Source organism: Kineococcus glutinatus (genome assembly GCF_039542765.1).
Lineage (GTDB): Bacteria > Actinomycetota > Actinomycetes > Actinomycetales > Kineococcaceae > Kineococcus_A > Kineococcus_A glutinatus.
The window spans coordinates 1-16,857 of sequence record NZ_BAABIL010000091.1 but is presented as its reverse complement, the minus strand read 5'-3'; the positions used below and the strand labels follow the sequence as shown (position 1 = coordinate 16,857).

At 73.4% G+C, this 16,857-nt stretch carries 17 protein-coding genes; all 17 read left to right on the top strand.

Annotated elements, in window-relative coordinates:
• On the top strand, positions 1 to 1,031 hold a 1,031-nt coding region (gene mltG / locus ABEB16_RS04260), incomplete at its 5' end, for an endolytic transglycosylase MltG (protein ID WP_345711025.1).
• A 58-nt stretch (positions 1,032 to 1,089) separates the two neighbouring features.
• On the top strand, positions 1,090 to 1,950 hold the full coding sequence (locus tag ABEB16_RS04255) for a shikimate dehydrogenase (protein ID WP_345711024.1): 861 nt from the start codon (positions 1,090 to 1,092) through the stop codon (positions 1,948 to 1,950).
• Positions 1,951 to 2,109: 159 nt separating this feature from the next.
• Positions 2,110 to 3,501: a type IV pilus twitching motility protein PilT gene (locus ABEB16_RS04250; RefSeq protein ID WP_425560104.1), complete on the top strand. Its 1,392-nt coding sequence runs from the start codon at positions 2,110 to 2,112 to the stop codon at positions 3,499 to 3,501.
• A 13-nt stretch (positions 3,502 to 3,514) separates the two neighbouring features.
• Positions 3,515 to 4,768: a type II secretion system F family protein gene (locus ABEB16_RS04245; RefSeq protein WP_345711023.1), complete on the top strand. Its 1,254-nt coding sequence runs from the start codon at positions 3,515 to 3,517 to the stop codon at positions 4,766 to 4,768.
• Positions 4,769 to 4,982: 214 nt separating this feature from the next.
• A complete protein-coding gene (locus tag ABEB16_RS04240) occupies positions 4,983 to 5,468 on the top strand; it encodes a type II secretion system protein (protein WP_345711022.1) in 486 nt (161 codons plus the stop codon).
• A gap of 156 nt (positions 5,469 to 5,624) precedes the next feature.
• Positions 5,625 to 6,863, top strand: coding sequence for a prepilin-type N-terminal cleavage/methylation domain-containing protein (locus ABEB16_RS04235; protein WP_345711021.1), 1,239 nt, complete (start codon positions 5,625 to 5,627; stop codon positions 6,861 to 6,863).
• Positions 6,864 to 6,865: 2 nt separating this feature from the next.
• Complete coding sequence (locus tag ABEB16_RS04230; RefSeq protein ID WP_345711020.1) at positions 6,866 to 7,519, top strand: PulJ/GspJ family protein; 654 nt, start codon at positions 6,866 to 6,868, stop codon at positions 7,517 to 7,519.
• Between the two features lie 5 nt (positions 7,520 to 7,524).
• Positions 7,525 to 9,123 (top strand): hypothetical protein, encoded by a 1,599-nt coding sequence (locus ABEB16_RS04225; protein WP_345711019.1) that lies wholly within the window; start codon positions 7,525 to 7,527, stop codon positions 9,121 to 9,123.
• Positions 9,110 to 9,913, top strand: coding sequence for a prepilin peptidase (locus tag ABEB16_RS04220; protein WP_345711018.1), 804 nt, complete (start codon positions 9,110 to 9,112; stop codon positions 9,911 to 9,913). Before ABEB16_RS04225 ends, ABEB16_RS04220 begins: the two co-directional genes overlap by 14 nt.
• A 148-nt stretch (positions 9,914 to 10,061) precedes the next feature.
• Complete coding sequence (pilM, locus tag ABEB16_RS04215) at positions 10,062 to 11,108, top strand: type IV pilus assembly protein PilM (RefSeq protein WP_345711017.1); 1,047 nt, start codon at positions 10,062 to 10,064, stop codon at positions 11,106 to 11,108.
• Complete coding sequence (locus tag ABEB16_RS04210) at positions 11,105 to 11,785, top strand: hypothetical protein (protein ID WP_345711016.1); 681 nt, start codon at positions 11,105 to 11,107, stop codon at positions 11,783 to 11,785. Before pilM ends, ABEB16_RS04210 begins: the two co-directional genes overlap by 4 nt.
• 28 nt (positions 11,786 to 11,813) lie before the next feature.
• Positions 11,814 to 12,464, top strand: coding sequence for a type 4a pilus biogenesis protein PilO (gene pilO / locus ABEB16_RS04205; RefSeq protein ID WP_345711015.1), 651 nt, complete (start codon positions 11,814 to 11,816; stop codon positions 12,462 to 12,464).
• Positions 12,464 to 13,534: a hypothetical protein gene (locus ABEB16_RS04200; RefSeq protein ID WP_345711014.1), complete on the top strand. Its 1,071-nt coding sequence runs from the start codon at positions 12,464 to 12,466 to the stop codon at positions 13,532 to 13,534. Before pilO ends, ABEB16_RS04200 begins: the two co-directional genes overlap by 1 nt.
• A 75-nt stretch (positions 13,535 to 13,609) precedes the next feature.
• Positions 13,610 to 15,013, top strand: coding sequence for a cell wall-binding repeat-containing protein (locus tag ABEB16_RS04195; RefSeq protein ID WP_345711013.1), 1,404 nt, complete (start codon positions 13,610 to 13,612; stop codon positions 15,011 to 15,013).
• 64 nt (positions 15,014 to 15,077) lie between these two features.
• Positions 15,078 to 15,272, top strand: a complete 195-nt coding sequence (locus ABEB16_RS04190; RefSeq protein ID WP_345711012.1) for a hypothetical protein — start codon at positions 15,078 to 15,080, stop codon at positions 15,270 to 15,272.
• 112 nt (positions 15,273 to 15,384) lie between these two features.
• Entirely contained in the window at positions 15,385 to 16,413 is a 1,029-nt protein-coding gene (locus ABEB16_RS04185) for an LLM class flavin-dependent oxidoreductase (protein ID WP_345711011.1), read from the top strand.
• The coding region (locus ABEB16_RS04180) for a shikimate kinase (protein ID WP_345711010.1) at positions 16,410 to 16,857 on the top strand (448 nt) is incomplete at its 3' end. The genes ABEB16_RS04185 and ABEB16_RS04180, both read left to right, overlap by 4 nt.

The window sequence follows — 16,857 nt, the reverse complement described above, 5'->3', positions numbered from 1 at the left end:
GCCACCGCGCCGCCGCGGCCCTGCTGGCCGCCGTCGTCGTCCTCGTGCTCGGCGCGTGGGCCGCGTGGGGCACCCTGGGGCCGGAGGTCGCGCGGCTGACCGCCAGCGACGACTACGAGGGTTCCGGCACCGGCACGGTGGACGTGCGGGTCGCGGAGGGCGACACCGGCCGCGCCATCGGGCGCACGCTGGAGGAGGCGGACGTCGTCAAGACCGACGACGCGTACGTGCGCGCGGCCGCGGAGGACACCCGCACGGCCGCGATCCAGCCGGGCACGTACCGCCTGCGCAAGCAGATGTCGGCCGCGTCGGCGGTGGCGCTGCTGCTGGACCCGGCCGCCCGGCAGGTCACCCGCCTGGTGGTGCCCGAGGGGCTGCGGGCCGTGCAGGTGCTGGACCTCGTCGCGGCGCAGACGACCATCCCGCGCGACCAGCTCGACGCCGCGGCGCGGGACGTGGCGGCCCTGGGGCTGCCGGCGTCCGCGGAGGGCAACGTCGAGGGGTACCTGTTCCCCGCGACCTACGACGTCGCGCCCGACGCCACCGCGCCGGAGGTGCTGCGGCAGATGGTGCAGCGGGCGGTGACGGCGCTGGACCAGCTGCAGGTGCCCGAGGAGCGCCGCCACGACGTCGTGGTGGTGGCGAGCCTGGCGCAGAAGGAGGCCCGCACCCCGGAGGACATGGCCCGCGTGGCGCAGGTGCTGGCCAACCGCCTCCAGGACGGCATGCCGCTGCAGCTGGACTCCACCGTCAGCTACGCCACGGGCACCGAGACCGTCACCACCACCGCCGAGCAGCGCGCGACGGATTCCCCGTACAACACCTACCGCTACCCGGGGCTGCCCGCCGGGCCGATCAGCAACCCGGGGGAGGCGGCGCTGCGGGCCGCGCTGGACCCCGAGCCGGGTCCGTGGCGGTTCTTCGTCACGGTGGACCTCGGCACGGGGGAGACGCGCTTCGCGGAGACGAAGGCGGAGCACGACGCCAACGTCGAGCTGTTCCGCGCCTGGCTGCGGGCGAACCCGCAGTGACCGGTGCGCGCTGCGCCGGCGCCGTGGCGCCCCGGGCGGTCGGGACGGCGGGGGCGCGGTGAGGGCGGCGGTGTGCGGCCGGCCGATCCGCCACTCGCTGTCCCCGGCGCTGCACTCGGCGGCGTACGCGGCCCTCGGCCTGGACGACTGGGCGTACGAGCTCATCGAGGTCGACGAGGCGGGTCTGCCGGCCGTGGTGGCGCAGCTGGACGCCTCGTGGGCGGGCTTGTCGCTGACGATGCCGCTGAAGGAGGCGATCGTCCCGCTCGTGGACGAGGTGAGCGAGTTCGCCCGGGCGGTCGGCTCGGTGAACACGGTCCTGGTGCGGCCGCGCACCGACGGCGGGGTGCGGCTGCTGGCGGACAACACGGACGTGGAGGGCCTGGTCGTCACGGTCGGCGCGGCGCTCGGTCGCGGGCCCGGCGCGGGACCGGCGGCGGGGGAGCTGCGCGGGGTGGTGCTCGGCGGCGGGGCGACGGCGCGCTCGGCGCTGGTGGCGCTGCTGCGGCTGGGCTGCGCCGAGCCGGTGGTGCTGGTGCGCAGCGAGCGGCGCGCGGCGGAGCTGCAGGTGGTCGCCGAGCGCCTCGGCGGGCGGGTGCGGGTGCGCGGCTGGGAGGACCTGCCGGTGGCGACGGCCGCCGACGTCGTCATCTCCACGGTGCCGGCGCAGGGTTCGGCCGACCTGGTGGAGCGGCTGCTCCCGGGGCCGGCGCCGGTGCGCTGGCCCCTGCTCGTCGACGTGGTGTACGCACCGTGGCCGACGCCGCTGGCATCGGCGTGGGGTGGGCCGGTCGTGGGGGGCTTCGAGATGCTGCTGCACCAGGCGGTGGCCCAGGTGCGGCTGATGACGGGGCTGGAGCCCCCGGTGGCGGTGATGCGCGCGGCGGGCAGCACGGAGCTCGCCGTGCGCGCCGGCTGACACCCCGGCCTGCGGGCTCCGTCCCGGATCGCCGCCACCCGACCGCTCAAGGTGGGGGCCGCGGCGGCCGATGCCCTTCCGGTGGCGCCGAGTGGCGGTGCCCTGCCTGGGGGGAGCGAGATGGACGACGCGACACCGCGATCGGCTGGTCGGCCTGCAGTGAAGCCGTACGTCCCGATGAACCTGCGCCCGCGGCAGGACGACGACGCCGACGCGCTGCCCGCGCAGCGCTCCCGCGACGTCTCCGCCATGCTGGCCAACGTCGGCCGTGCCGCTCCTACGCCCGCCGCTGCCGCGCCCGCCGCTGCCGCGCCGGTCCAGGTCGCCGCCGCTGCGGTCGCGCCCGCGCTGGCCCCGGTGCCGGTGGCCGCGCCGTCGTATCCCCACGTGGCGTCCCCCGCGCTGGCGCCCTCCCCGCTGGACGTCGCCGCCCCGCTGGCCCCCGCACCGGCCGAACCCGCCGAGCCGGCCGAGCCCGCCGAGCCGGAGCTGCGGGTCAACGACGTCCTCGACGCCGCGCTGGAGGCGGGCGCCTCCGACCTGCACCTGACGGCCGGCGCCCCCCCGATGATCCGCATCTCCGGTGAGCTGCACCCCCTGGAGGGCTTCTCCACGCTCAGCGCGCCGCTGCTGCAGAAGGTGATCTACGCGATGCTCACCAAGAAGCAGCGCGAGCACTTCGAGGAGCACCTGGAGCTGGACTTCGCCTACGCCCTGGCGAGCAAGTCCCGCTTCCGCGTCAACGTGTACCGCCAGCGCGAGGCCATGGGGGCGGCGTTCCGGCGCATCCCCTTCGAGATCAAGCCGCTGGAGGAGCTGGGCGTCCCGCCGGTCGTGGGAACCTTCGCCGGTCTGCAGCGCGGTTTCGTCCTCGTCACGGGCCCCACGGGCTCGGGCAAGTCGACGACGCTGGCCGCGATCGTCGACATGGCCAACCGGACGCGCCGCGACCACATCATGACCGTCGAGGACCCCATCGAGTTCCTCCACCGGCACAAGAACTGCGTGGTCAACCAGCGCGAGGTGGGGGAGGACACCAAGTCCTTCGCCAACGCCCTCAAGCACGTGCTGCGGCAGGACCCGGACATCATCCTCGTCGGTGAGATGCGCGACCTGGAGACGATCTCCGTGGCGCTGACGGCCGCCGAGACCGGTCACCTGGTGTTCGGCACCCTGCACACCCAGGACGCCGCGCAGACGATCGACCGCATCATCGACGTGTTCCCCCCGGAGCAGCAGCAGCAGATCCGCGTGCAGCTGGCCAGCGCGATCCAGGGCGTCGTCTGCCAGACGCTCGTCAAGCGCGCCGACGGCCGCGGCCGCGCGGTGGCCACCGAGGTGATGGTCGCGACCCCGGCGATCCGCAACCTCATCCGGGAGGGCAAGACCCACCAGATCGGCTCGGCGATGCAGGCCGGTGCGCAGCACGGCATGCACACCCTCGACCAGCACCTGGCCGAGCTGGTGCGGACCCGCCAGATCACGTTCGAGGCGGGCCTGGAGAAGTGCCACGCCGCCGACGAGTTCCGCCGGCTCGCCGGCCGCATGTGAGGACTGACACCTGATGGCCACAGCCACGAAGCCGGCCGCCTCCTCCGGGGCCACGACGTTCGAGTACACCGTCCGCGACCGGGCGGGCAAGCTCGTCAAGGGCGCCCTGGAGGCCGGTGACCAGGCGTCCGCGATCCAGCGCCTGCGCGGGCAGGGGTTCGTCCCGATCACCGTCGCGGAGTCCAAGGCCGGCAAGGGCCTGCAGATGGAGATCAGCCTGCCCGGTGGCGGCCGGGTGAAGCTGAAGGACCTGGCCCTGATGTCGCGGCAGTTCGCGACGATGGTGTCCTCGGGCCTGACGCTGCTCAAGGCGCTGGCGATCCTCGCGGAGCAGACCGAGAGCAAGAAGCTCGCCGCGACGCTATCGGAGATCCGGGCGGACGTGGAGACGGGAACGTCGCTGTCCACCGCCCTGGGCAAGCACCACACGATCTTCCCGCCGCTGATGGTGAACATGGTGCGGGCCGGTGAGGTCGGCGGCTTCCTCGACCAGGTGCTGGTGCAGATCGCGGACAACTTCGAGGCCGAGGTCAAGCTGAAGGCCAAGGTCAGGGCCGCGATGACCTACCCGGTCGTGGTGTTCGTCATCGCGATCCTCGCCGTGGTGGCGATGCTGCTGTTCATCGTGCCGATCTTCGCGGGCATGTTCGCCAGCATGGGCGGGACGCTGCCGCTGCCCACCCAGATCCTGGTGGCGCTGTCGGGGCTGCTGAAGACGGGCGCGCCGTTCCTGGTGGCCGCCGCGGTCGTGCTGCCGATCGTGTGGGGCAAGGTCAAGCACCGCCGCAAGGTCCGCGAGTTCGTGGACCCGCTCAAGCTCAAGGTGCCGATCTTCGGGCTGCTCGGGCAGAAGATCGCGCTGAGCCGGTTCACCCGCAACCTGGGCACGATGCTGCGCTCGGGGGTGCCGATCCTGCAGAGCCTGGAGATCGTCGGCAACGCCAGCGGCAACGTCGTGGTCGAGCGCGCCTCGCTCGCGGTGATGGAGAGCGTCCGCTCGGGCAACTCGCTGGCCGGCCCCCTGACCGAGCACGCGATCTTCCCGCCGATGGTGGTGCAGATGATGGCGGTCGGCGAGGACACCGGCGCGCTGGACAGCATGCTGCACAAGATCTCCGACTTCTACGACCAGGAGGTCGAGGCGACGACGGAGGCCCTCACCAGCCTCATCGAGCCGCTCATGATCGCCTTCCTGGGCGGGATCATCGGCGCGATGGTCGTGGCGATGTACATGCCGATCTTCGGGGTGTTCGAGCTCATCCAGTGATGCGGCCGCCGTGAGCGGCCACGCGGCGCGGCCGGTCCGGGGTTCCCGGGCCGGCCGCGCTGCGTTGCGCCGTTCGGGCGAACCGGTGCCCGCGGGCGCTGAAGTTCCTCAAGTCCCGCGCGGACGGGGCCGAAGTACTCGGTACACGAGCCGCACACCGACCTGGTGCGCGAACAGCGAGCGGCTCCGACTGACACACGAAGGGGAGCGTCGAATGCTCGCTCGCATCCGCAAGTCGATGGAGGACAAGGACCAGGGCTTCACCCTGATCGAACTCCTCGTCGTCATGATCATCATCGGCATCCTGGCCGCGATCGCCATCCCGGTCTTCCTCAACCAGCGCCAGAAGGCCGCTGACACGGCCACGAAGTCCGACATGCGGACCGTGGCCAACGAGGAGGAGGCGTACTTCACCGACGCGCAGAACTACGTCGCGGTCGCCAACGGGTCCGGCACCGTCCGGGTCGGCACCGCCGCTGTCGCCGGCGGTGCCGCCGCGACCGGCAACGAGGTCAAGCTGAGCGACGGCGTCAACGTCTCGGTCAAGCTGCTCTCCGCCGCCGGCACGGCCATCACCACGGGCACGGCGACCGGCTTCTGCATCACCGGCTACAACACCAAGGGCTCGAAGAGCACGTCCGGCAACGCGTACTACTACAACAGCCTCGACCGCGGCTTCACCACCACCCCCTGCCCGTGATCCTGACCGGCAGCTGACGGACGGCCCGCATGCCTCGTGCACGCGGGCCGTTCGCGTGCCCGGCGATCGGGTGAAGGGCTCAAGCGGCGGGCGGCGGATGCCGACACTGCCAGGAAGCGCACTGCTCCGCAGCAGCGCGAGGACGGAGGAGGGACTGTGCGCAACCGCTGGTGGACCCCGCGGCACGACGACGGCTTCACGCTGGTCGAGGTCATCGTCGCCCTCGCCCTCCTCGGGGTCGTCGCCACCGCCACCCTCACGTTCTTCATCCGGGCCACCAGCTCGACCAGCGCGCTGCAGCGCAAGCAGGCGGCCGTCGCCGTCGCGAACAGCGCCCTCGACCTGGCCCGCTCGGTCGCCCCCGCCGACCTGGTCGAGGGCCGCTCCACGGCGGCCGTGAGCGCCCAGTGGGCGGCCTCCACCGCCCCCGACCTCGCCCTCACCTGGCCGGCGGACGACGGCAGCTCGCCCACCGCCACCGTCCAGAGCGTGCCGATCACCGCGACGCCGACCGTCTCGGGGCAGCCCTACTCCGTGTCCACGCTCATCGGTGTCTGCTACCGGCAGCGCGCCGCCGGTACGACCACCGGCACCACGTCCGCATGCACGAAGCCGTCCGGCTCCAGCGCCACCACGACCCCCACGGGGTACGTGAAGGTGTACCGCGTCGTCGCCGAGGTGACGTGGAACGCCTCCGGGCAGGTCAGCGGCTGCAGCGCCGGCGCCTGCGTCTACCGCGCCAGCACGCTCATCGACGCCAACGGCGACGCCACGTGGAACGTCGCGGCGGCACCGATCGCCAACACGACCCCGCGCGACGTCGACGCGCAGACCGGCACCACGACCACGCCGGTGGACCTCCAGGTGCTGTCCCTGGCGGGCAACGTCGACGCCGACAGCTCCTTCGTCATCACCTCCAGCAGCGTCACGCAGGGACAGCTGTTCGTCGACGGCAGCGCGTACAACGCGACCAGCAGGTTCAAGGGGTCGACCCTGACCTACGCGCCGCAGGCGGGCGCCCTGGGCACCCACACCCTCACCTACTACATCCTCAACGCCAGCGGGCAGGCGTCCGAGGAGGCGACCCTGACGATCCGCGTGATCCCGCTCGCGGTGGCGGACACCTTCACGGTGGGCCGCAACTCCACCACCACGGTGAACTTCGGGACCAACGACAAGCCGAACGCCTTCGGCAGCGCCGTCGCGCTCAGCGGCAGCGTCGCCCTCACCTCGGGGTCGTGCACGAACATCAGCAGCGACAGCAGCGGCAAGGTGAGCTTCCGCACTCCCGCCAGCACCGGGACCTGTGTCTTCAGCTACCAGCTGAAGGGCGCGACCAGTTCGACGAGCGCGCTCGTGTCGGACGCCACGACGATCACGGTGACGGTGAGCTGACGATGCGACGGACGAGCACCCGACCCGACCGGACCGACGGTGGCTTCAGCCTCGTCGAGCTGCTCGTGGCCATGGGCATCTTCACCCTGGTGCTGGGCATCTTCATGAGCGGTGTCCTCGTGATGTACCGCGACGTCAACCGCTCCCAGGCGGTCGCCACCACGTCCGACGCGCTGCGCAAGACGTTCACCACGATGGACCGCCAGGTGCGCTACGCCGAGGGGGTCAACCACGCCGGCCTCGTCAACGGCAGCTACTACGTCGAGTTCCGCACCCCCTCGGGCGGCGGGAACCCCGCGCAGTGCTACCAGTGGCGGTACGCGGTGTCCGCCGGGACCCTGTCCTACCGGACGTGGACCGCGACGGCCACCGCCGGGACGACGTGGACGCCGGTGGCCGCCGGGCTGCGCACCGACCTCACCGAATCGCCCTTCACCATGCTGAAGGCCGTGAGCACCGGCACGTCCGGCGACGTGTCGTACACCAAGCAGCGGCTCGCGGTCGCGATCGCCGGCGCCCGGGGCGGTGGTTCGGAGCAGATGACGACGACGTTCGTCGCGAGCAACTCGAGCATCGACGCCCCCGGCAACAAGGACGTCAACGTCCCGGGCGTCAGCGACAGCCCGGTGTGCACGCCCGGCACGACGAGGAGTTGAGGAACGTGAGGGTACGACTCGCACGCGCGCTGGGGGACCGGTGCCGCGCCAGGGGCCGCGAGGATGAGGGCGTCGCCCTGCTGCTCGTCGTGCTGACCACGCTGATCGCCGCGGCACTGAGCCTGCTGCTGCTGGCGCTCGTCATCGCCCAGGTGGCGCCCACCCAGCTCCAGCAGAAGACGACCCGGACCATCGCCGCGGCCCAGGCCGGCGTCGACGCCGCGCTCTCGGAGATCCGCACCGCGCAGGCCAGCGCCAACGTCGCGGGCCGCATCTTCGGCGACCCCGCCAAGCTGCCCTGCCAGCTGACCGGCACCGTCGGCGACAGCTCCGCGGGTAGCACGTCCGCCACGTCCTACTCGGTGGCCGTGGAGTACTACGACACCGACCCGACCGACCTCACGGCCGCCCAGCGCGCGGGGCGGCTGATCAGCTGCACCCCCGGGTCGGGAACCGCGGTGGTCCCCTCCTACGCCCTCATCAAGGCCAAGGGCCTCGGCGCCGCGGTGCCGGGCCGGGCGACCACCAGCGGGGACCGCTCCGTGCAGGTCCTCTACGCCTTCAAGCTGACGAACACCAACGTCCCGGGCGGGCGGATGTACTCGGTGAACGAGCTGTACTGCCTCAAGGCGACCTCCGCCACCGTCGGCAGCACCATCACGTACACGGCAGCGGCGAACTGCACCGCCGGCGACCCGCTGATGACCTGGCTGTACGACACCGACTACGCCATGAAGCTGGCCAGCACCATCACTGCCGGTACGCCGCTGTGCATCTCCGCGCCCAACACCAGCAGCGGTGACGCCACGCTGCAGACCTGCGTCGCCACCGACTACAAGCAGCAGTGGAGCTACGAGGGCGGAGCCCGCTTCCGCGACCAGGTGTACTCCGACAACGGCACCGCGAACAGCTCGAACTACGGCAACTACTGCCTGGCGGCGGCCACGACCACCGTCAGCGCGATGGAGGGCTCGAAGCTGCGCGCGGGGAGCTGCACCTCGAACACCGAGTACGGTTCGTTCAGCCCCGAGCCGAAGGTGGGTGCCGGAGCGGCGTCCTACGACACGAACCAGATCGTCAACTACCTCGAGTTCGGCCGCTGCATGGACGTGACCAACGGGTCGATCAGCTTCGCCTACATGATCGTCTACCCCTGCAAGCAGGACCCCAGCGGCGGCACCAAGCTCAACTGGAACCACAAGTGGTACTACACCGAGGCCACCGCCAGCCAGCCGACCACCGCGGCCCAGCAGATCTCCGTGAAGGTCAACAACTCCACGAAGTACTGCCTGCGCGCGCCCACCTCCACGACCACCAACGGTTACGTGACGTTCACCAGCAGCTGCTCGGCCACGGACGACCGGCAGAAGTTCTACCGCACGTACACGGTCGACGGTGACTACGCCGCCAGCTACACGTTCAAGGACCACTACGGGCGGTGCCTGTCGATCGGGCCCAAGGCCCAGCCGTCCGGCACGGCGCAGTGGTCCACGATCATCGCGGCCGCCTGCACCGGTGGCACGGAGCAGAAGTGGAACGCGCCGCCGGCCGTGCAGGAGTCGACCATCACCGACACGCGCGAGACCACGTATGGCGCCGGCTGACGCGGGCGGCGCGCTGGTCGCGATCGCCGCGGTGCTCGGGCTGCTCATCGGTTCCTTCCTCAACGTGGTCGTGCACCGGGTGCCGCGAGGGGAGTCGGTCGTCACCCCGGCCAGCCGCTGCCCCGGGTGCGGGCACGCGGTGCGCCGCCGCGACAACGTGCCCGTGCTGTCCTGGCTGCTGCTGCGCGGGCGCTGCCGCGACTGCGCCGCACCGATCAGCGTGCGCTACCCGCTGGTGGAGCTGGGCACGGGGCTGCTCTTCGGCGCCGTCAGCTGGCTGGTGGGGCCGTCGTGGGAACTGCCCGCCTACCTCTACCTGGCCGCGATCGCGGTGGCCCTCGCCCTCATCGACCTCGACGTGCAGCGGCTGCCCGACGCGATCGTCAAACCGTCCTACGTCGTCGCCGCCGTGCTGCTGGCCGGTGCGAGCGCGGCGACGGGGGAGTGGGACGCCGCGGTCCGCGCCGGGATCGGCTGCGCCGCACTGGTCGCGCTCTACACGCCGCTGTGGTTCTTCGGTGGCATGGGCCGCGGTGACGTCAAGCTCGCCGGGGTCCTGGGCCTCTACCTGGGCTGGTGGGGCTGGGACGCCCTCGTCGTGGGCGGGTTCGCCGCGTTCCTGCTCGGCGGCGTCGTCGGCGCGGGCCTGCTGGTCGCCCGGCGCGCAGGCCGGCGCACCCGCATCCCGTTCGGGCCCTCCATGCTCGCCGGCGCCCTGCTGGCGCTCTTCGTCGCCGCCCCCGTCGGCGACTGGTACCTCGCGCTCGTGGGGCTGGCACCCACGAGCTGAACCCCCGGCTCACCCGGGTGGAGCAACTTCGGGCGGCGGGCGGCTGCTGCGCCTCAAGGGGCGCGGGCAGCCGCCCGATCCGTTCACGAGAGCACCCGCCGGGTGCCCGGATCGCTGACCAGGACGAGAACCACGACAAGGAGGCGACGTGCCCGCACGCACCGCCATCGGCCTCGACATCGGGACGTCGGGCGTGCGCGCCGCCGAGCTGTCGTACGGCAAGCACGGCATCACGCTCGAGCGCTTCGGCCAGATCGCCCTCCCCGAGGGCGCCGTCCTCGACGGCGAGGTCGTCGACCAGCCCGCCGTCGTCGACGCGCTGAAGACCCTCTGGAAGGGCAGCGGTTTCAAGGGCAAGCACGTCGCCCTCGGTGTCGCCAACCAGCGCGTCGTCGTCCGCCAGGTGGACCTGCCGTGGCTGCCCGCCGCGGAGTTCAAGGAGGCGCTGCCGCTGCAGGTGCAGGACTTCCTGCCCATGCCGGTGGCCGACTCCGTCCTGGACTTCCACGTCACCGAGGAGCTGAACGACGGCGGCCCGCGCGTGCTGCGCGGCATGCTCGTGGCGGCGTCCCGCGCCATGGTGATGTCGAACGTCAAGGCCGTCGAGGCCGCCGGCCTGCGCGTGGCGTCGGTGGACCTCACGTCGTTCGCGGTGCTGCGCGCCGTGGGCCGCCCGCACGCCGACGTCGCCACCGAGGCCCTCGTCGACGTCGGCGCCCGCATCAGCAACCTCGTCATCCACTCCGGCGGCAGCCCGCGCTTCGTGCGCATCCTGCTCGCCGGCGGCCAGGACGTCACCGACGCGATCGCCGAGCGGCTCGGGGTCCCCACCTCCTACGCCGAGGGCCTCAAGCGGCAGGTCCTCGAGGGCGTCGACCCGGACGAGGTCGAGCGCGCCTGGTCGGCGGTGGAGCTCATGACGGAGGCGTTCGTCGACGAGATCCGCAGCTCCGTCACCTACTACGCGGCGGCCAACCCGACCTTCCCCGTCGAGCGCATCGTGCTGACCGGCGGCGGCTCCGTCGTCGCCGGCATGGCCGAGCGCCTCGCGGAGGTCACCCGCCTCGAGGTGGTCGCCGGCGACCCCGTCTCCCCGCTGCACATCGGCCGCACCGGCCTCGACGAGGAGCAGCTGCGGCAGATCCAGCCGCTGGCCGCGGTGCCCGTCGGTCTCGCCCTCGGAGTGATCGCATGAGTTTCCAGACCCTCGACGCCCTCGTGACGCGCACCGGCACCGCCCGCGTCGACCTGCTGCCCCCGGAGATCGGGCAGGCCCGCCGGTTCCGCCGGCTCCAGGCCGGCCTCGCGGCCTCGATGGTCGGCGTCCTCGGCCTGGCCGGCGGGGCGTACGCCCTGAGCGTCGGGCACGTCAGCGACGCGCAGGAGGCCCTCGACGCCGAGCAGTCGCGCACGCTCGTGCTGAAGCGCGAGCAGCAGCCGTACGCGGACGTGCCGACGGTGCTCGCGCAGATCGACGCCGCGCAGGCCATGCAGGAGGCGGCCACCGCCTACGACGTCGCCTGGTACGGCTACCTCGACACCCTGGCGACCAAGGCCCCCGAGGAGCTCACGCTGAAGTCGGTCGCCTTCGCGGTGACACCGCCGACGGTGGACGCCACCGCGGCCGAGGCCACGACGACCACCACGACGGCGACCTCCGGCCCGCTGGCGGTGAGCGGCATCGGCACCCTGAACGTGGACGGCACCACCACGTCGCAGGACACCCTCGCGACCTGGCTGGAGGCGCTCGCCGAGATCGAGGGCATCACCGCCCCCACGCTGGCCACCTCCACCCTCGACGAGTCGGCGGGGACCATCGCGTTCTCCGTCGCCGCCACCGTGACCGACGACGCCCTGCTGGCCCAGCAGTGAGCGGCGAGACGACAGGAGCCCCGACGGCATGAACGTCACCCGCAACCAGGCGTGGATCGCCGGCACCGGCGTCCTCGCGGTGCTGGTCCTCGCCGCCACCTACCTGCTGCTCGTCGCGCCGCAGCGCGCCGAGGCGGCCGACCTCGCCACCGAGCGCGCCGCGGTCGCCGCCAGCAACGCGGCGCTGGAGTCCAGGACGGCGGAGCTGAAGGCGCAGTTCGCCACCCTCGACGTGCGCCGCGCCGAGCTCGCCGCGATCCGCGAGACCCTCCCCGCCGAGGCGGACGTGCCGGCGCTGCTGCGCCAGCTGGAGACCACCGCCTCGGACACCGGTGTGACCCTGACCGGCATCACGCCGAGCGCGATCGAGGCGTACACCGGCGCGCCGGCGGACGTCAGCGGCGCGAGCATCTACGACGTCCCGCTGACCCTCACGACCACCGGCACCTTCGCCGAGACCGAGCTGTTCGTGAAGGCGCTGCAGGCCGACGTGCGCCGGTTCTTCCTCATCGAGAACCTCTCGCTGTCCGCCGACGAGGCCACCGCCACCGACGGCAGCACCGCCGCGGTGAGCACCACCCTGACGGGCAAGATCTTCGTCCTGCGGACCGCGCAGGACGACGCCACGGCCACCGCGACCGCGGAGGGCACCACCACGGATGCGGAGACGGTGAGCTGATGGCCCCGCAGTTCCCCTCGTTCGGCCGGGCCGCGACGCCCGAGCCCGAGCCGACGGCCTCGCCCGAGCCCGAGCCCACCCCGCGCGACCCGCGGGTGCGGCGCTCCCTGCTCGGCGGCGCCGCGGCGATCGCGGTCCTCGGCGGTGGCGCGCTGTGCTTCGTGTGGCTGAGCACCGCCCCGGCCGGGGAGGCCGCCGCCGCCACCGCCGGTGTCCGGACCACGCCCAGCACCGTGCCGACGAGTTCGCCGAGCGCCGGGGTGGTGGTGTTCGACGCCGGCGGCCGCGACATCTTCGCCCAGACGCTGACGTCGACGGCGGCCGCCGGCACGGCGACCTCGACCGCCACCAGCAGCAGCACCAGCACGTCGACCACCTCCGACGAGGAGGCGTGGCAGGCGTTCCTCGACGGCCTCGCGGACGGCCTGGCCGCCGCCGAGGCGAGCAGCTCCGCGACCAGCGCCTCGACGGCCACGTCCACCGCCACCTCGACCCCCACGTCGACGGCCACCTCGGCGCCGGTGACCACGACGGCCACGACGCCCCCGGTCGTCCCGACCCCGTCGGTCTCCACCGCCCCGTCCTGGGAACAGGCGCACTACACCTACCTGGGCACGGACGCCGAGGACGCCACGGCGGCGAACTTCTCCGTCAAGGGCACCCCCAACGGCGACTACGAGCTGCGGGTGGCGGCGGGCACGACGCTCTACCCCGCCGCGATCACCTTCCGGGGCGACGTCGACGGCACGGCGCTCATCACCTCCGACCACGGCATCGCGCAGGGCTGGCTGGTGCCGGCGAACACGGAGGTCCCGGCCGCCGCGATGGGAACCTCCACCGGCATCGTGCGCGTCATCGGCCTCAGCCTCGACGGCAGCGCCTGGATCCAGGTGAACCGCGAGGAGGACGTGCTGGTCGCCGAGGGCGCGCAGGTGCCCGGGACCCCGCTGACCTACGAGGGTTTCACCGACCACCTCGGCCTGGCCCGGACCGAGGTCTCCTTCACCGCCGGCGGCGTCACGTACAGCGGCGCCTTCGGCCCCGGCGAGGACGCCGGCGTCGTCTACTGACGACTGCCGCGCCACCACCCCACACCTGAGGCACCCGTCGTGCCGTTCCCGCTCGCGCCGTCCACGGAGGACCCGATGCACCGACCCACCGCCCGCACCGGCCGGCGCCTGAGCGCCGCCGCGGTGCTCGCCGCCACGGCCGCCGTGACCCTCGCCGGCCCCGCGGGCGCGACCCCCGTGAGCGCACACCGCTCCTACGGCGCCGACCGCTACCTGACTGCCGTGCTCATGGAGGACAACCCGCTGGAGAAGACCCGCGCGTACGTCGTGACGGGTGAGGACTTCCCCGACGGGCTGACGGCCGCCGCGGTCGCCGGGCACCAGCAGGCGAACGTCTACCTGTCCCCGCGCGGGCAGCTCACCAAGGAGGTCCGCGAGCGCATCGGGTACGCGCAGGAGGTCGTCGTCGTCGGCGGCGAGTCAGCGCTCAGCGCCGACGTCACGACCTGGCTGCAGCAGAACACCCGCGCGCGGCTGAGCCGCATCGGCGGGGCCAACCGGTACGAGACGGCGGCGAACCTGTCCGCCGCCAGCTACGCCACCGGCGTGGCGAACGTCCTCGTCGCCACCGGCACGAACTACCCCGACGCCCTCACCGGTTCGGCGGCCGCGGCCAAGCTCGGCGTGCCGCTGCTGCTCGTCGACGGCAACGGCGTCCCCGCCGCGACCGCCGCGGAGCTGACCCGCCTGAACCCCGCGAAGATCACCGTCCTGGGCAGCGAGGGCGCCGTCCCGGCCGCCGTCGCCGAGCAGCTCGCCTCCTTCACCACCGGCGCCGTGGACCGCGTCGCCGGTCGCGACCGCTACGAGACGGCGACGGCCGTGCTGCGGGCCTTCTACGACGCGGCAACGGTGCCGCGGGCGCTCGTCGTGTCGGGCACCAGTTTCGCCGACGCCGTCTCCGTCGGCGCCAAGGCCGGCCGCGAGGGCAGCCCGCTGCTGCTCTTCCCGCGCGACTGCGTCCCGCAGTCGGTGAACCTCGCGATCGAGGAGTACGCCATCGGCAGGATCCAGGCCGTCGGCGGACCCGCGGTCCTCACCGAGGACGCCGCCAAGCGGACCTCCTGCGGCGCCGGCGACAAGACGTACCTCGACGAGCTCGGCTGGCCGGCGGGCAACGCCCGCTACGAGTCCGACCACGCGACCATCGACGGCGTCTTCTACCCGCGGTCGGCGGCCTTCGACACCGACCCGCGCAACTCCGAGTACCGCACGTGGGCGCTGGGCGGGGAGTACACCCGGTTCACGATGCTCGCCGGCATGGCGGACGGCACCACGCCGACGCTGACCAGCACCGTCGACGTGTACGCCGACGAGAAGCTCATCGCCTCCCGCCGGATCGCGGCCGGATCGTCCGCCGCGTTCGACCTGTCCGTCGCGGGCGTGCAGAACCTCAAGATCGTCACCACGTCCTCCGCGCGCACCGCGGTGCTGCCCACCGACGACTACGTCTACTTCGGCGACGCCGCCGTCAGCTGACGGCGGCCACCCCCGCCCGCGGCAGGTCCGCGAGCCGCTGCGGACCGACCTCCCCGGAGCACTGATGAGCAACCCCGGCAGGCACGCGCGACGACTCGCGCTCGCCGCCGCCGCGACCGCGGTCGCCGGGTTCCCCGCCGCGGGGGCTTCCGCCGCACCCGCGGGCGGGGCCGTCCTGGACGTCGTGCGGCAGGACTTCCAGGGCCGCTCCCTGGTCTACGCGTTCGCGACCCGGACGGTCACCGAGGTGCGCCGCTGAGCGGTCCCCGCCGAGCACGCGCCGGGCCCCGCCCGGGCAGGACCACCTGCCCGGGCGGGGCCCTCGCGCGTGGTGCGCGATGATGCCCCCCGACGAGGGGAAGGGGTGCCGGGTGCCGCACGAGGGTGAACCGCTGGAGCAGCTGGGGTTCTTGACCATCGGCTCGTTCGACCCCGCCGACCCCGGCCCCGGCCACGAGAGCACCCTGGCGGTGATCGAGCTGGGCGAGCGCCTCGGCTTCGACAGCGCCTGGCTGCGCCACCGCCACCTGCAGCCGGGCATCTCCTCGCCCGTCGCGGTGCTGGCCGCCGCCACCCAGCGCACCAGCCGCATCCGGCTCGGCACCGCCGTCACCCCGCTGGGCTGGGAGAACCCGCTGCGGCTGGCGGAGGACCTGGCCACCGTCGACGTGCTCTCCGGCGGCCGGCTCCACCCCGGTGTCAGCGTCGGCCCCCCGATGCACTTCGAGCGGGTGCGGGCCGCGCTGTACCCGGACACCGCCGACGCGGAGGACTTCAGCTACGAGCGGGTGCTGCGCCTGCTGCGCCTGCTGCGCGGTGAGCGGGCCAGCCCGTTCCGCGGCACCGAGGGCATCGAGGTGTTCTCCGACCGGGTGGAACCGCACTCACCGGGCCTGGCCTCCCGGGTCTGGTACGGCGGCGCGAGCCTGCGCTCGGCGGCGTGGGCGGGTCAGCAGGGCCTGAACCTGCTCACCTCCTCGGTGGTGCGCGCGGAGGGGTCCGAGGACTTCGCCGAGATCCAGGCCTCCCACCTGCGGGCGTTCCGGGCCGCGCACCCCGCCGGGGCCGCGGCCCGCGCCTCCCAGGGCCTCGTCGTCATCCCCACCGACAGCGCCACCCCCGCCCAGCGGGACAGGTACGCCGCCTACGTCGCCGCCCGCACCCCCCGCACCCGCAGCCCGCAGGGGCCCGGGCGGATGCTGTTCGCCCCCGACCTGCTCGGCACCGGGGAGGAGATCGCCGCGCAGCTGCACGCCCACGCCGGCTACCGCGAGGTGCGCGAGGTGGTCTTCGCCCTGCCGTTCGGCTTCGAGCACGAGGACTACGTGCAGCTGCTGACCGACATCGCCGGCCGCCTCGGCCCCGCGCTGGGCTGGCGGCCCGCCGGCGGTGTCCCGTGATCGTGCTCGTCGGGTTCATGGGCGCCGGCAAGACCACCGTGGGCCGGCTGCTCGCCGCGCACCTGGCGCTGCCCTTCACCGACACCGACCACGTCGTGGAGGAGCGCACCGGCCGCGCCATCCGGGAGGTGTTCGCCACCGACGGGGAGGAGGCCTTCCGCGACCTGGAGCAGCAGGCGGTGGCCGACGTGCTCGCCGGGCCCGAGGCCGTCGTCGCCCTCGGCGGCGGGGCCTGCGGGCGCGCCGCCACCCGCGCCGCCCTCGCCGCGCACACCCCCGTGCACCTGCGCACCTCCCTGGCCGCGGCGCTGCACCGGCTGCAGGGCGACGCGCTGCGGCCGGTGCTGCAGCGACCGGACCTGCCGGCGCTGCACGCCGAGCGGGCGCGGGTCTTCGACGCGCTCGCCGCCGTGGCCGTCGACGTCGACGGGCGCACCCCCGAGG

Bases quoted from the DNA above. Each gene is read 5' to 3' on its own strand.
- ABEB16_RS04245 (WP_345711023.1), top strand. From the start codon at position 3,515: ATGGCCACAGCCACGAAGCCGGCCGCCTCCTCCGGGGCCACGACGTTC.
- ABEB16_RS04240 (WP_345711022.1), top strand. From the start codon at position 4,983: ATGCTCGCTCGCATCCGCAAGTCGATGGAGGACAAGGACCAGGGCTTC.
- ABEB16_RS04230 (WP_345711020.1), top strand. From the start codon at position 6,866: ATGCGACGGACGAGCACCCGACCCGACCGGACCGACGGTGGCTTCAGC.
- ABEB16_RS04220 (WP_345711018.1), top strand. From the start codon at position 9,110: ATGGCGCCGGCTGACGCGGGCGGCGCGCTGGTCGCGATCGCCGCGGTG.
- ABEB16_RS04210 (WP_345711016.1), top strand. From the start codon at position 11,105: ATGAGTTTCCAGACCCTCGACGCCCTCGTGACGCGCACCGGCACCGCC.
- pilO (WP_345711015.1), top strand. From the start codon at position 11,814: ATGAACGTCACCCGCAACCAGGCGTGGATCGCCGGCACCGGCGTCCTC.
- ABEB16_RS04200 (WP_345711014.1), top strand. From the start codon at position 12,464: ATGGCCCCGCAGTTCCCCTCGTTCGGCCGGGCCGCGACGCCCGAGCCC.
- ABEB16_RS04195 (WP_345711013.1), top strand. From the start codon at position 13,610: ATGCACCGACCCACCGCCCGCACCGGCCGGCGCCTGAGCGCCGCCGCG.
- ABEB16_RS04190 (WP_345711012.1), top strand. From the start codon at position 15,078: ATGAGCAACCCCGGCAGGCACGCGCGACGACTCGCGCTCGCCGCCGCC.